Source organism: Candidatus Fermentibacter sp., assembly GCA_030373045.1.
Classification (GTDB): Bacteria; Fermentibacterota; Fermentibacteria; order Fermentibacterales; family Fermentibacteraceae; genus Fermentibacter.
Genome location: JAUCPW010000024.1, coordinates 1 through 14,044, shown reverse-complemented (window position 1 = coordinate 14,044; position 14,044 = coordinate 1). Strand labels below are relative to the sequence as shown.

Annotated in this window: 14 protein-coding genes; 12 read left to right on the top strand and 2 right to left on the bottom strand. The window is 66.8% G+C overall.

Features of this window, described 5'->3' with window-relative positions:
• Positions 1-93 precede the first annotated feature (93 nt).
• The 6 genes from QUS11_04575 to QUS11_04550 are packed head-to-tail and all read left to right on the top strand — an operon-like array spanning position 94 to position 4,330.
• Positions 94-447 carry a hypothetical protein gene (locus tag QUS11_04575; GenBank protein MDM7992566.1) on the top strand — a complete coding sequence of 118 codons (354 nt, stop codon included), beginning with the start codon at positions 94-96 and terminating at the stop codon, positions 445-447.
• Positions 444-1,400, top strand: coding sequence for a DUF4837 family protein (locus QUS11_04570; GenBank protein ID MDM7992565.1), 957 nt, complete (start codon positions 444-446; stop codon positions 1,398-1,400). Before QUS11_04575 ends, QUS11_04570 begins: the two co-directional genes overlap by 4 nt.
• On the top strand, positions 1,393-2,559 hold the full coding sequence (locus QUS11_04565; GenBank protein ID MDM7992564.1) for a tetratricopeptide repeat protein: 1,167 nt from the start codon (positions 1,393-1,395) through the stop codon (positions 2,557-2,559). Before QUS11_04570 ends, QUS11_04565 begins: the two co-directional genes overlap by 8 nt.
• Positions 2,556-3,005, top strand: a complete 450-nt coding sequence (locus tag QUS11_04560) for a type II 3-dehydroquinate dehydratase (GenBank protein ID MDM7992563.1) — start codon at positions 2,556-2,558, stop codon at positions 3,003-3,005. Before QUS11_04565 ends, QUS11_04560 begins: the two co-directional genes overlap by 4 nt.
• Before the next feature lie 19 nt (positions 3,006-3,024).
• A complete protein-coding gene (gene efp / locus QUS11_04555; protein ID MDM7992562.1) occupies positions 3,025-3,588 on the top strand; it encodes an elongation factor P in 564 nt (187 codons plus the stop codon).
• 4 nt (positions 3,589-3,592) lie between these two features.
• Positions 3,593-4,330, top strand: a complete 738-nt coding sequence (locus tag QUS11_04550) for a polyprenol monophosphomannose synthase (protein MDM7992561.1) — start codon at positions 3,593-3,595, stop codon at positions 4,328-4,330.
• Here QUS11_04550 and dacB read toward each other — a convergent pair.
• A complete protein-coding gene (gene dacB / locus QUS11_04545) occupies positions 4,324-5,658 on the bottom strand; it encodes a D-alanyl-D-alanine carboxypeptidase/D-alanyl-D-alanine-endopeptidase (protein MDM7992560.1) in 1,335 nt (444 codons plus the stop codon). The two genes, QUS11_04550 and dacB, sit on opposite strands and share 7 nt — an antisense overlap.
• 104 nt (positions 5,659-5,762) lie before the next feature.
• On the opposite strand from dacB, the gene QUS11_04540 reads away from it, so the two are divergent.
• The 6 genes from QUS11_04540 (at position 5,763) to QUS11_04515 (ending at position 11,971) form a co-directional block, all read left to right on the top strand.
• Positions 5,763-7,409: a peptidyl-prolyl cis-trans isomerase gene (locus QUS11_04540; protein ID MDM7992559.1), complete on the top strand. Its 1,647-nt coding sequence runs from the start codon at positions 5,763-5,765 to the stop codon at positions 7,407-7,409.
• Positions 7,409-8,350: a hypothetical protein gene (locus QUS11_04535; GenBank protein ID MDM7992558.1), complete on the top strand. Its 942-nt coding sequence runs from the start codon at positions 7,409-7,411 to the stop codon at positions 8,348-8,350. The genes QUS11_04540 and QUS11_04535 overlap by 1 nt, the downstream gene beginning before the upstream one ends.
• A gap of 133 nt (positions 8,351-8,483) precedes the next feature.
• The gene (locus tag QUS11_04530) at positions 8,484-9,680 is read left to right on the top strand and encodes a class I SAM-dependent rRNA methyltransferase (protein ID MDM7992557.1); all 1,197 of its coding nucleotides are present in this window, start codon (positions 8,484-8,486) and stop codon (positions 9,678-9,680) included.
• Positions 9,681-9,831: 151 nt separating this feature from the next.
• Positions 9,832-10,293 (top strand): YbhB/YbcL family Raf kinase inhibitor-like protein, encoded by a 462-nt coding sequence (locus QUS11_04525; GenBank protein ID MDM7992556.1) that lies wholly within the window; start codon positions 9,832-9,834, stop codon positions 10,291-10,293.
• A gap of 13 nt (positions 10,294-10,306) precedes the next feature.
• A complete protein-coding gene (locus tag QUS11_04520; GenBank protein MDM7992555.1) occupies positions 10,307-10,771 on the top strand; it encodes a YbhB/YbcL family Raf kinase inhibitor-like protein in 465 nt (154 codons plus the stop codon).
• Between the two features lie 6 nt (positions 10,772-10,777).
• The gene (locus QUS11_04515) at positions 10,778-11,971 is read left to right on the top strand and encodes an aminotransferase class V-fold PLP-dependent enzyme (GenBank protein ID MDM7992554.1); all 1,194 of its coding nucleotides are present in this window, start codon (positions 10,778-10,780) and stop codon (positions 11,969-11,971) included.
• Here QUS11_04515 and QUS11_04510 read toward each other — a convergent pair.
• Positions 11,955-13,130 (bottom strand): MFS transporter, encoded by a 1,176-nt coding sequence (locus QUS11_04510; GenBank protein MDM7992553.1) that lies wholly within the window; start codon positions 13,128-13,130, stop codon positions 11,955-11,957. The two genes, QUS11_04515 and QUS11_04510, sit on opposite strands and share 17 nt — an antisense overlap.
• Between the last annotated feature and the right edge of the window lie 914 nt (positions 13,131-14,044).

Genomic DNA, 14,044 nt, shown 5'->3' with positions numbered 1-14,044 from the left:
GCCGGCTGCAGATAATAGTATGGCGGAGCACGCAGCAGGCCTGGCGCTGACCCGCCCGGCCGGATCGCGGACACCGGAAACCGGAGGGGAGACATGGGCGCTCTCGAGATCATTGTTCTCATCGGTGTCGTCGGCCTCTGGACCGCGATCGCCATGGTCGTGGCATCCGCCGTCAAGGCGCAGAGGACGCTGGGCAGGCTCGAAGCCTCGGTCGAGAGGCTCCAGAGGGATGTCTCGGCCCTCCTCCCCAGGATAGGGTCGACTCTCGAGAGCTTCGACAGGACGGGGCGCGAACTCACGAGGACGGCCGGTACGATCACGTCGGCGGTCGATGTGATCAACCGGGAGGGGACCCGCTCGGTGGCCGCAGGCGTCATCAGATATCTCCCGCTCGTTCTGGGTGTCGCCCGGACGGTGTTCCCGCTGTTCTCCCGGAGAGGGAGATGAAGCCCCTTCCGGGAGCCTCGATGCTCCTGGCGCTCCTCCTCGCGGCTGGATGCGCCAGGGAGGCCGAAGGCCCGCTCAAGGGTGTCCTCGTGGTGTATCCCGACGGAGAGGAGCAGGCGGCGGACAGCCTCACGGGCCTGTACCAGCGAACCGTCACCACCATCGACCCAGAGCCTGTCTTCTCGTTCTCCTTCTGTTCCTCGAGCGAGTTCACCGGGTCCCTGCGCAACAGGAGGACGATCCTGTTCCTGGCTGCCGACGAGCAGGGCCTGCCGGGCGAACTCCGGGGCGGAGGGCCCGTGGCGGGCGCCAGGGATGTCTGGGCCCGGGGCCAGAGGGTGTTCGGCACGGTGATCGGGTCAGCCGGTCCGGATGCCGTCGCCGACAGCCTCGAAGCCGCGTACGACCGGCATCTGCGGGACTGGCTCTTCCAGGATTTCGTCAGCACCTCCATGACGAGCCCGGAACGGATGGACAGCCTTGCCGCTCTGGGCTTCCGCATGAACGTACCAAGGTCCTACGCCACCTCCGAGTGGATCCCGGAAGACGGCTTCGTCCAGTTCCAGCGCCCGGTGTCCGACAACGGGCGGTTGATCCTGAGCATCCGCTGGGTCGAGGGCCTCGAGGCGCTGGATGCCGACGGAGCCGTTGCCTGGCGGCAGGACATGGCCCGCAGGTTCTTCTACGACGCCTCCGCCGACTCGGTCGACCGCTCGAGGCTCGAAGCACTTCCCCTCTCGACGGGGGGCATGACGGGCTGGAGGCTCACGGGGGCATGGATCAACCCGCACCATCTTAACGCAGGCGGGTTCACGAGCTATGTTCTCCAGGATGCAGGCAGGTCCTTCCTGCTCGACGCCGAGATCTTCAATCCCGACGCCGAAAAGGAGCCATACGTGCGCGAAGGGTGGATCCTCATGGGGACCTTCGCCGTGGAGGAACAGGATGGCTGAGTCTCTGGAGGCCGAGATCCGGCAGCTCTACGAGGACTGGATCGCTAATCCATCTCCGGTCGTCTGCGCGAGGCTGGCCGACAGGCTGAGGATAGCCGGGCGCAACGACGAGGCCCTCGAGGTCTCCCGCCGGGGGCAGAAGGACTGGCCTGGCAACAACTCCATCCGGATGGTCATCGCACGCTGCCTGAGGGGCACGGGAGACATGCAGGAGGCCCGCTCGGCCTTCGAGGAAGTGCTGAAGACGGATCCGTTCAATCTGGTGGCCCTCAAGAACCTGGCCGAGATGTCCATGGTCGAGGGCAGGTATCGCGACGCAGTCAAGCTCTTCGGCGACTATGTGTTCGAGAATCCAGGCGACCCCGAGGCACAGCAGCAGCTCGAGGAGGCGAAGCGGAAAGAGAGGACGGCCCCTGAACCCGCGCCCGTCCCGTCAGGTGAAGAAGCGGTCGCGCCACCCGAAGCCGTCGCGGTGCCCTCGGCCATTCCTGCCGCGGCTTCCGGGCCGGTCGTCGCGGAACCTGCAGTCACCCTGGAGCAGGCCTTCGCGGCCGAACCGGAGTCTCCCCCGGTGCAGACGGCCTCCCCGGTCGAGGATGCCTTCGCGGCCGAAAGCCCTGCCGGGGCCGGCTCCGAGCCTCCATCGCCGGAACCCGCGTCTGCGCCGGAACCTGCGGTCACCGTCGAGCAGGCCTTCCCGGCCGAAACTGAACCTCCCCCCGGGCAGGCGGAGGCTGACATACCCGCGGCTCCGCTCCGGTCGGAGGCAGGAGCTCCCGGACGGGACGCCGAACCCGTGCCGGCACGGGCAGCGGAACCGGCCTCCGCTCCCGAACCCGAAACAGCTCCTCCGACGGAGCCGGCGGCTTCCACGGCGCCGGCGCCCGAAGCCTCGTCGCAACCCGGACAGGCCGTCTCCGGAGAAGAGGCCGCCCCGGCGCCGTTCCCACAGACCGGACGCATGGAGCGGATCCTCAGGAGCCAGGGCATGGCCGTTCCTGAAGCAAGGCCGGCGGCTCCCTCCCCCGCCCCCGCCCACGCTCCCGAACCAAGGGCGGCCCAGGGCCTGAAGCGGGAGCCCAGAAGCCTCTTCGACCTTTTCTCCCCCGAGGAGCGGGCCGAACTCTTCCTCGAACCCTACCGGCAGGAGGAGAAGTGAGGGGCGCCAGGCCTTCGGTGCTCGTCGTGGACGGGCCCAGCCTCGGAGCCCTGGGCCGCCGCGATCCCGCACAGTACGGGACGGCGACCTATCGGGAGCTCACGGCCTCCGTGAAGGCCTGGGCGGATGATCTCGGGATGGACGTTGAATCGATCCAGTCGGACAGCGAGGGCGGCATCGTGAGCGCAGTCTGGGCCGCCTCGGGCAGGCTGGATGCGCTGGTCATCAACCCGGGCGGATACGCCCACGGCTCGATGGCCATACACGACGCGATGGAGGGCTTCGACGGCCCGGTCATCGAGGTGCACCTCAGCCAGGTGATGGCAAGGGAGCCCGAGCGCAGGATACTGGTCACCGCACGCGCAGCCGACGTCCTCATCTGCGGGGCGGGGACTGCTGGATACAGGCTGGCCCTGGAACTCGTTCCGGGCATGATCAAGGCATGAGAAGCCGGAAGGATTCGAGATGATCTGGACCACGGACCTCAGGAAGGGTGTCGTAATCGAAGTAGATGGCGTGCTCTTCCTCGTGCTCGAGTACCAGCACGTGAAGCCGGGCAAGGGCCCGGCCTTCATCAGGACCAGGCTGCGCGAGCTCCAGTCCGGTAAGGTCCTGGACAGGAGCTGGCGCTCCGGCGAGAAGGTCAAGGACGTGAGGCTCGAGAGGCGAACCTTCGAGATGCTCTACCGCACCGAGGAGGGCCTCGTGGTGATGGATCCCGACACCTTCGAGCAGATCATCCTCGACGACCGGGTGGTCGGCGACACGGCCCTCTACCTGGTCGACAACTGCAGGCTAGAGGTGCTCTTCAACGGATCCGAGCCCATCTCGATCGAACCCCCTACCTTCGTCGACCTGCTGATCGTCGAGACCGACCCCGGGCTGAAGGGCGACACGGCCAGCGGCGGCTCGAAGCCCGCGACCCTCGAGACGGGTCTCGTGGTACAGGTTCCCCTCTTCCTGAAGGAGGGGGAGAAGATAAGGGTCGACACCCGGACGGATACCTACATCGAACGGGTCAAGAGCTGACGGGATGTCCGACAGGCTCGTCGTAATCCCGACCTACAACGAGAGAGAGAACGTCGCGGAACTGCACCGGTCGGTCCGCGACGCGTGCGATTTCGACATGCTCTTCGTCGACGACTCGTCCCCGGACGGAACGGCGCAGGCAGTGAAGGCCCTGGCCGCATCCGACCCCGGTGTCGCCCTCATGGAGAGATCGGGCGAGAGAGGGCTCGGCAGGGCCTACGAGGCCGCCTTCAGGCAGGTGATCGAGAAGGGCTCCTGGCAGCGGGTGTTCATGATGGACGCCGACCTCTCCCACCAGCCCGTGCATCTCCGCGGGCTGGACGAGGCTCTCGATGATCACGACATGGCTCTGGGCTCGAGGTACATCCGGGGCGTGAGCGTCCTGAACTGGTCGATCCTCAGGCTGAACCTGAGCTATTCCGCCAACTCCTACATCAGGGCCGTCACGGGGATGCCCTTCTCCGACTGCACCAGCGGCTTCAGGGGCATCAGGGCCGAAAGGCTGGAGTCGATCCTGTCCGGCAGGAAACATGCCGGGGGCTACGCATTCCTGGTCGAGATGCTCCACAGGGCCTGGAGGTCGGGGCTCTCGATCCGGGAGGTACCCATAGTCTTCGTGGAGAGGGAGCACGGAGAGTCGAAGATCTCCGCCAGGGTCATGCTCGAATCCCTCGTCACCCCCCTCCGCCTCAGGCTGACCGGAACCCGGCACTCCGCCCGGGGGCCGGCCGGCACTCAGTAGCAGGCGTACAGCTCCCTGACCACCCCGTCCTGCCAGTTCCTGGCGGAATGTACAGCGCCCTGGGGCACTTCGCACATGATCGCCAGGGCGATCGTGCGGCCGCCCGAGGTCCTGAGGATCCCCGCGAGCGAGGCCGTGTCGCCCAGGGAGCCCGTCTTGCCTCTGAAAGCCCCCGGCGGCAGGTCCGAGAGCCGCGAGGCCATCGTGCCGTCGACTCCGTTGACAGCGAGCGAGGCCAGGAACTCCGGCCCCCACTCGAGCGACCCCGCACCGTCCAGCAGGACGCTCACGAGTTGCGAAGGGCTGATCATGTTCAACCTCGAGAGGCCCGATCCGTCGGCCAACTGTGCTCCGTCGACGCCCTGCAGCTCCTGGAGCATCCGCCCGGCCATGTCGCATCCCGCCCGGGTCGTGGCCTCCCCGCCCGGGTGCGAGTCCGCGGAGGCCCTCAGCAGGAGTTCGGCCACCACGTTCATGCTCCACTTGTTCATCTGGGCGGCTATCTCGTACACCGGCCGAGATCTGATGACGGCGACCCTCGTGAGCTCCTCGTCCGAGGGGACCCGTCCCCCTCCCACAGACGTCACCCTGAGGTTCCTGGTCTCCAGCTCGTTGGCGAATACCTCGGCGAACTGCCGCGGGGCGCCGGCGAACGGCACGTAGACGACGACCGTGGTGTCCGGAGGCATGGTGCCCCCGAGCGTGATCACGGGCTCCGAGGTCGCCCAGCCCTCCGGCCTCGCCGTGGGCTCCCAGTCCCTGGCCGTTCCCACGGCCACCGAGCCCCTGAGCTCGAGCCCTGGCAGCTCCGGATACTCCTCCACGGATACGGAGCTCCGATCGGACGTCAGGACGAGTTCGAGCACGTTGTCACCTAGGGTCAGGGCCTCCACCGGCGGGCAGTAGACCCGCGACCAGTCGTCCTGATCCCAGCCAGGGCACCGGTTCGAGTCGGCGAAGGCGGATGTGTCGAAGACGAGATCCCAGGATCCTCCCCGGAGGGCCGACGCTGTCTCCACCGCGGCCCTTTCGATGTCGTCCGGCTCGATGAGGGGCGCCCCTGCGCCCACGATGTAGATGGTCGATCCGGCAGAGTCGGCGAGGATGTCGGTTTCGATGATGCTGGAGGGGCCGAGCGTGCGGAAGGCCAGCAGCGTGGTGATCAGCTTGACGGTGGAAGCGGGCCTGAAGAGCTCGTCGGCCCTGGAGTCGAGCAGGACTTCGCCGGTCTCGGCGTCGACGGCCTGCATGCCCGTCCTCCACGAGGGTGAGGGCTGGGTCGCGGCTGCACCTGCGGCCGTGAGCGCGGCGAGCATGACGGGGTGCATCGAGGGTTCACCTCCGGTGTTGACAGGTCCCGGACGAAACTACATTAACCTGTTTCGTCTCGGCAACACCAACCAGGCCATGCCGCCCTCCGGGGGGAGCTGCGATGCGGTACGTGCTCATTCCGACAGTCATGTTCCTCCTCTCCTGCGGCCGGGAGGAGGCGCCGGCGGCCGTGTCGGCCGGCGGCAGGGTCCTCTCCTACGATGATGCCGCCGCGATCCTCGAGAACATCGAGCGAGACTCCGTCTCCGTGACAGCGTTCGCCGAGAATGCGGTCGACCGGCTCCTCATCCTCGAAGACGCATGCGCCAGGGGTCTGGATGAAGATCCCGAGATCGCGAGCGCCGTACATGACGCCGCCAGGACCAGGCTGCAGTACATCTACCTCCAGTACAAGCTGGGCTCGGTCGAAGTCCCCGAGGATTCCATACGGTCCTTCTACGACCGCATGGGCGAAGAGCTCGTCTTCACGGCCATACAGGCGGACGACAGCCTGACTGCGGACAGCCTCCGGGCCCTGGTGGCGGCCGGAGCCGACGCCCGGGCACTCGCAGCATCCTCGACGACCCTGATGCAGGACAGGCCGACCCGGGGTCGCTGCGGACCCACGGACAGGACGAGGCTTGTGGGCGTCGACAGAGACCTCCTGGCGGGCCTCGCCCCCGGTGACATCTCGCGCATCGCCTCCACCCCGTCCGGCTTCAGGTTCCTCAGGCTGGACTCGGTCCTGGCCGTGGAACCTCCCCCGTTCGAGGAGGCCGAGGGCCGGATAAGGGACTTCATCTGGGCCCACATGTCCGAGGAGTACAGGAACATCCTGGAGGACAGCCTCGTGCAGGCCCGGGGGTTGCGGGTGGATTCCTCCGCTGCCGGGCTGGTGGCGTCGCATGCTCTCGACCCTGTCGGGCACTTCTCCCCCTACACGGAGTCGGAGGCCCGGATGACGGCCATTTCGTGGGACGGAGGGGAGAGGAGCGTCATCTCTCTCGCGTGCAACATCAGGGACCTGCCCGAAAACCTTCCCAGAACAGCGGGCGACACCGCATGGGTGACGGACTACTGCCACCTGCTGGGCCTCTATGAGATCATGGCGGCCAGGGCGGTCGAACTCGGCCTCGACGAGCACCCCGTCGTGGGTCCTGACATCCGGGATGCGCAGGAACAGGTTCTCCTCGACGCATGGTTCGAGACCGTCGCAGGCCCGAGGATCCTGATCACCGATCAGGACATGCAGGATGCCTGGAACGACAACAGGGACATGCTCCTGATGCCCGAGGAGCGCGTGTTCAGGCTGGTATACGCCACGCCGGGCGCGCAGGCTTCGGCCCTTTCGACGCTGCTCGCCGCCGGAGGCGATCCGCTCGCCGACCCGGGGGCATTCACCGTTCCCGCGGCCCTGATGGAGGATGCCGGATCGGCCCTCACGAGACCGCTGGAGATGTCCGATCTTCCCGCGGAGGTCGGCCCCGGAGCCTTCTCCCTCGCTCCCGGACAGGTCCTGTCGTGCTCCGTAGGAACCGGCGGGCTCGTTTTCGTCAGGCTCGAGGAGGTCATCCCCGAGAGGGAGGCCACCCTGGAGGAGTCGCGGGACGCCCTGGTGCCGATGCTGTACTCCGCGAGGCGCGAGGAGGTGCTTGCCGGACTTGTAGACAGCCTTCGATCGGCGTATGCTTGGAACATAGACTGGGAGTTCTTTGCCAGATTCTGGCGGGATGGCGCCGTCGCTACTGACCACCCGGGGGTTGAGTGATGTTCTGTCGTATCTGCGGCCACGACAACGGAGACAGAGGCACCGGGAAGTGCGGCAACTGCGGGTTCGATCTCGAATATCAGAACCGGCCGCTGAAGGAGCAGAGGGAACCCCTGCAGAAGACCCTCGACATCCCCATCAGGATCGAGGGGCCCGACCATCTCGTGGTAATCCCCCACAAGAAGTCCGGCCTTGCGGGTATAGGTCTGAGCGTCCTCGGGCTGATCCTCTGCACCGTCATCCTCGTCTCGTTCGACAGGGCCGAGAACGTCTCCACCGGGTTCTCGGCCGACTCATCCTCCTCGATGGAACCCGATGTCCCTCTCGACTCGCTCCCGATCAGGGTAGGCAGCGACATCGTGTACCAGCTCAACGCAGAGGGCACGAGCGCGGAGCCCCATACCAACCTCAACCTCAGCCTCATCCCCGAGGGCAGCACTGTCGCGTTCATCGCCCCGGCCTCCGTGCCCATCAAGCCTCTCGTCGTCTACATCGACATGAAGAACCGCGAAGGCGACCAGGCGAACCTCGATCTCGACGGGCTCTGCATGTGGTCCGACGAGGGGATGACCGAGTTCGAGAGGCTGCCCCTGGTTGTCCAGTCGGTGATGCCCGACTCCTCCCCGACGCGTCCCGTCGGCATGAAGGTCCTCTTCACCGACCAGTGGCTGGTGGGCCGGGTGGAGGAGTTCTCGATCGAGATCACCTCGGCCCTGCCAGGCGGCGAATACAACCAGGCCAAGCTCGACAGCGTCCTCACCCAGGTCCAGCGGAGGCTCGACAACCGCGACATCGAAGGCAGGCCCGTCGAGGTCACCGTGATGTTCTCCGAGACGACCCTCCTGGGTGATGCCTTCGAAGTCATGAAGGCCGTCCTCCCCTCGGTGGAGAGCAGGGGCTACACCGGCCTGGGCCTGAGATACTTCCTCCTGGAGAACTGATCCCGGGCTCGAATCCCGGGCATCCGATCCCCGCCCGCTCGATGCCGGGGAGGGCGCTCTGCGCCCGGCTCCCCCCGGCCGGCTGCACACCCGCGAAGAGCCCGGCGGAGGCCGGGGAAAGGTGCCCCCCGTGATGAACCATGCTGCATGCAGGATCAGGCGTGACAGGGAGAAGAGCATCCTCAACAGGCATCCCTGGGTCTACTCCGGAGCGATCCAGGATGTGGATCCGGGAGCCTCTCCCGGGGATGTCGTCGACGTCGTGGGGCCGGACGGCGCCTGGATGGCCAGGGGCTTCTACAATCCCGCATCGGAGATAGCCGTCCACCTGTTCTCGTGGGACCGCGGCGAGGAACCGGGGGATGACTTCTGGCGCAGGAGACTCGCGAGGGCGCTCGAGCTGAGGCGCGCGCTGCCGTCCTTCCCGGAGCCGGGCGGAGCCTACCGGATGGTCCACTCTGACTCCGACCTGATGCCGGGCCTCGTGGTCGACTGGTACGCCGGCTTCCTCGTGATGCAGTTCCTCACTCTCGGCATCGACGGTCTGAAGGATCTTATCGTGGACGAGGCCATGGCGCTCACGGGCGCCAGGGGGGTGTGGGAGCGAAGCGACACGGATGCGCGGAAGAAGGAGGGGATGGACAAGCGGCACGGCCTCCTCGCAGGGGAGGAGCCACCCGTCGAGATCGAGGTCGACGAGGGCGGCGCCCGGCTGCTCGTCGACGTGAGGAACGGCCACAAGACCGGCTTCTACCTCGACCAGGCCCTGAACAGGATGGACAGCCGGCGCTACATGGAAGGCAGATCCGTCCTGAACTGCTTCTGCTACACCGGTGGATTCAGCGTCGCAGCGGCCATGGGCGGCGCCTCGACCGTGACGAGCATCGACTCGTCGCGCCCAGCCCTGGAGACGGCGTCGCGGAACATGGAGCTCAACGGCTTCGGAGGCGACAGGTACCCGATGCTAGACGCCGACGTCCCCGCCCTTCTGAGGCGGTACCGGGAGGAGGGGGCCTCCTTCGGCGCCGTCATACTCGATCCGCCCAGGTACGTCGGCGGCAAGGACGCGCTCCAGCGAGGCACCCGCGCCTACAAGGACGTCAACATGCAGGCCATGTCCGTCCTCGAGCCCGGAGGGCTGCTGTTCACGTTCTCCTGCTCGGGCCTGGTGGGCGAGGAGCTGTTCCAGAAGATCGTCTTCTCTGCCTCGGCGGACGTGGGGAGGGATCTCAGGATCATCTCCCGGATGGGACAGGCCCCCGACCACCCCGTGCTGCTGTCCTATCCGCAGGGCGGCTACCTGACCGGGCTCCTGCTGCAGCGGACCTGATCCTCCACGGGCGGGCCGCGGAATCCGGCCGCGGGGGCCGGAGGAAGCCGGAGGCTCTCGACTCCGGCCGGATTGGTGCATATTGGACGACGGCGGCGGGCGGGGCGGAGGCCGGACCCTGAGGCCGCCTGAATGACAGGGAGGTGGAGAGATGGCGTTCAAGGTGACTAGCAGTGCGGTGGACAGCGAAGGTTATCTGCCGGGCTGGTACTCGAGAACCACCGACAACTCCTCGCCCCCGGTCGGGTGGGCCAACGCCCCGAAGGGGACCGTCTCGATCGCCATGACCTGCACCGAGACGGTGGATGGTGCACCCGTACACCACTGGATACTCTACAACCTTCCGCCCGAGCCGCCCGGCATCTACGGCGGCCTCCCGGTGGAGCCCGAGCTCGAGAACGGGGCGGTGCAGGGGGTCAACAGCTTCGGGGTCCCGGGGTGGACGGGTCCCGAGAGCACTGGCACCCTCAGGGTGCTCGTCTTCACTGCCCATGCGCTGGACAGGCGGCTCGACATCCCACACGGATCCGACGCCGAGACTCTCGCCCGGGCCATGGCCGGCTCGGTTCTGGCCACGGCGACATTCACCGCCCGTTTCATGGGAAGGGGCTGAGCAGGCCGTGGTGATGGCATTCGTCCTCACCAGCCCGGCGTTCAGCTCCGGCTCGACCATCCCTTCCATCTACACGGCCGACGGTCTGGACGTCTCGCCTCCCCTGGAATGGGCCGGCGCCCCTCCCGGGACCGTGACCCTCGCCCTTGTCTGCGACGATCCCGACGCGCCCGGCGGAACCTGGACGCACTGGGTCCTCTATGGCATCCCGGCGTCGACCACGTCCCTCCCGGAAGGGATCGCCGGCTCGGTCCACCTCGATGACGGCTCCGTGCAGGGGCTCAACAGCTGGGGCGAGACGGGATGGCGGGGTCCGAGCCCCCCGTCGGGCACCCACAGGTATGTCTTCAGGCTCCACGCGCTCGATACGGCGCTCCAGCCCGACTCCTCGACCACCGCGCGCGACCTCCGCGAGGCCATGCACGGGCACATACTGGGCAGCGCCTCCCTCACCGGGCTCTACTCCCGGAGCCGCTGAGCCCGGATGCCGCCCGGCAGCCGGTTCAGGAAGCTCTGGGCTCTCGACCCGGACACTGTCTATCTCAATCACGGATCGTTCGGGGCCTGCCCGCGGGATGTCCTCTCCTTCCGCGCAGGGCTCCTGGCCGAGCTCGAGGCCGCGCCGATGGAGTTCCTCGTCAGGCGGCTGCCCGGCCTGCTCCAGACCGAGCTGGAGTACGCCGAGAAGCTGACGGGAGCCGAACCCGGCTCGATCGTGTTCGTGCCCAACGCCACCCACGGGGTCAACACCGCCCTGGCCTCCTTCGGGCTCCGCCGGGGCGACGAAGTGCTGGTCGGGTCCCAAGAGTACTTCTCGACCCTGAACGCCTGCATGCGTCACTGCGCGACCGCGGGCGCCCGCTGCAGGGTCGTTCCGATGCCGTTCCCGGCGCCCGGGCCGGAGGGTGCCGCCGAGGCCTTCCTGTCGATGGTCACCCCCGCGACCAGGCTCGCCGTCATCGATCACGTGACGAGTGCCACCGGGTTCGTGCAGGACCCTGCGCCGCTCGTGGCCGCGATGCGCGGGAAGGGCGTCGAGGTTCTGGTGGACGGCGCGCACGGCCCGGGAATGGTTCCCCTCGACATGCAGGCGATCGGCGCGGCCTTCTACACCGGCAACTTCCACAAGTGGCTGTGCTCGCCGAAGGTCTGCGCCATGCTCTACGTTCGCTCGGACATGCAGGAGAGAACCCGCCCCCTGGCCACCAGCCACGTCACGGGCGACTTCGACAGCGGGCAGAGCGCCTTCAGGATCGAGTTCCAGTGGAGCGGGACCACGGATCCTACCGCCGCCCTGTGCGTCTCCCGGTCGGGGGAGTACCTCGCCTCGCTGCTGCCGGGCGGGCTCCCGGCCGTCATGGAGGCCAACCGGACCCTGGTCCTCCGGGCCCGCGGCATCGTGGCCGACGCACTTGGTGTCGGACAGTCCTGTCCGGACTCGATGACGGGGGCCATGGCCTCCTTCGAGCTGCCCTGGATCGATCCTCCCGATCCACCCCTGCCCGACTGGATATGGATGGACCCGCTCCAGAGGCGTCTCCTCGAGGAGTGCCGGATCGAGGTCCCGGTATCGTACGTCAGGAGGGAGAGGCTGCGGATCCTGCGGATCTCGGCGCAGCTCTACAACGACATATCGCAGTACGAGTACCTGGCGTCCTGCCTCAGGCGGATGCTCTGACGGGTTCCCCTCCCGTGCGGAGTCCCAGGGCCAGCGTGAGGGCGGCGGCGAGCGAAAGGCCGGCGCCCGTCGCGAACGGGGCCACCGGGCCGAATACGTCCCAGAGCAGGCCGGCCAGTATGCTTGCGGGCAGGAGCGCGATCCCCGCGATGGTGGCGTGCAGACCCAGCATGGTGCCCTTCAGGTGCGCCGGGGCGATCTCGGCTATGAAGGCCCTCTCCACGCCGGCGGTCATCGCCGTGAAGACTCCGTAGAGGGCGAAGGCCGCGGCGATCACCTCCCTGCTCCCGGCCCAGGCGAACCCGGCATACACGACCGAGAATACTGCGTATCCGGCCACCAGGAGGCTCTTCCTCCCCACCCTGTCCGACAGCCTTCCGAGGGGCAGGGCGAGGATGGACGAGACGGCGTTGTAGAGGAGGTAGAGCAGCACCACCTGGGATGCGTCGCATCCCGCGCTTCCCGCCCTGAGCAGTAGGAAGGTGTTCGAGGAGTTGCCCAGGGTGAACACGAAGACGACCGCGAGATAGAGCTTCAGGCGCGGATCGAGGTTGGCCAGGCCCTTCAGGAGGTGGAGCGGGGCTTGCCCCGTCCCCCTAGCGCCCGTCTCCCTTATGAACGCGAACATCACGAGCGACAGCACGGCGGGGATGCAGGAGAGTAGGAATATCCTCCCGTAGTCGTACGAGCCGGTGGAGGACCTGATCAGCAGCCAGGCCAGAAGGATGCCCATCGCCGAGCCTGCCATGTCGAGCGCCTTGTGAAGGCCGAAGGAATGCCCGAGCCTCGCGGAGTCGCAGCTCTCGCTCACGAGCACGTCGCGTGGGGCAGTCCGGATGCCCTTGCCAAACCTGTCGATCACGCGCGCGCCCAGGATGCCGGTCCAGGAGCCCGCCGCGAGGAGGGCGAGCTTGTAGACGAGGCCCGCGGCGTAGCCGGCGAAGGCCAGGGGCTTCTTGCGCCTGTACCTGTCGGAGATGTAGCCGCCGGAGACCCGGAGGAGGCTGGCTAGGCTCTCGGCGATGCCTTCTATGAGCCCCACGAGCGCGGGCGTGGCGCCGAAGGCCGATGTCAGGTACAGGGGGATGAGCGGGTACACCATCTCTGTGCTGAGATCCGCGAAGAAGCTGACGAGTCCGATTAAGACTACGTTGCCCACGGGTCCGTTCCTGGTTTCAGATCCTTCAGATGCATCGACAAATCCATACGCAACAATACTATGAGTGTGTTTTCGGCCTGGCCGTCGATCACCGTCCGAACTCCAGCAGTGTTCCGTATTCTACACCCTCCGGCCCGGTTGTGCAGGGGGCCGGAGGAAGTCCGGCAAGAGGCCAAGAATCCCGCTGAACAGGGCCAATGCCCCATTTAACAGTGAAGAACCCCGAGACCTGCGAAAGGGCGTGCCATATCATCCGGCGGGATATTGTTACGAGCCCATCGGGCAACGTCTGGGGATGCTCGGTCGGGCACTCTCGCGGTTCACCAGACAGGACAACCAGAGCCATGGTGAACCGCTGACGTGCCTGCTCATTCCGGCTCACCGGAATGAGTGGTACGCCGGATCGACCTTGTTTCGAGGAGATGCTTCACCCGGATACGGGGACCGGCCGAACGATAAGAGAAACCGGCGTAGATCCGGTCCGGGAATATCGAAGAGGAAGCCCGGATCCCGTGCTGATCTGGTAGGCATCGCCTCTCATCTGGACGGCTCCCACTGTTCCTCCGGCGAAGGTCGTCCGCTCCTCTCACTGTACCGGGAGTATCTCTGTCATTTCATGGGGAGAGAGGGGTGCCTGTTGCAGATGGGCCCCCTGAACACGGCGGCCTCCCTCTCATCGTTGTTCGACCGGCCATTGACCTGCATATGCTTACGGCACTACACTCATGCAAGTGCCTCCATGTTCCCGTGAAGGAGGATGACATGAGAGCGTGGAACCTGTCTGCCTCTCTTCTTCTGATCACCTCCGTGGCGCTTGCCGAGTCGATGCCCTCTCTGGGAACCGTACTTGCCTCCGACGGAGCAATCGTGGAGGGGGCTTCGGGCAGTTACGACCCCGCCGGTTTCCGCATGGA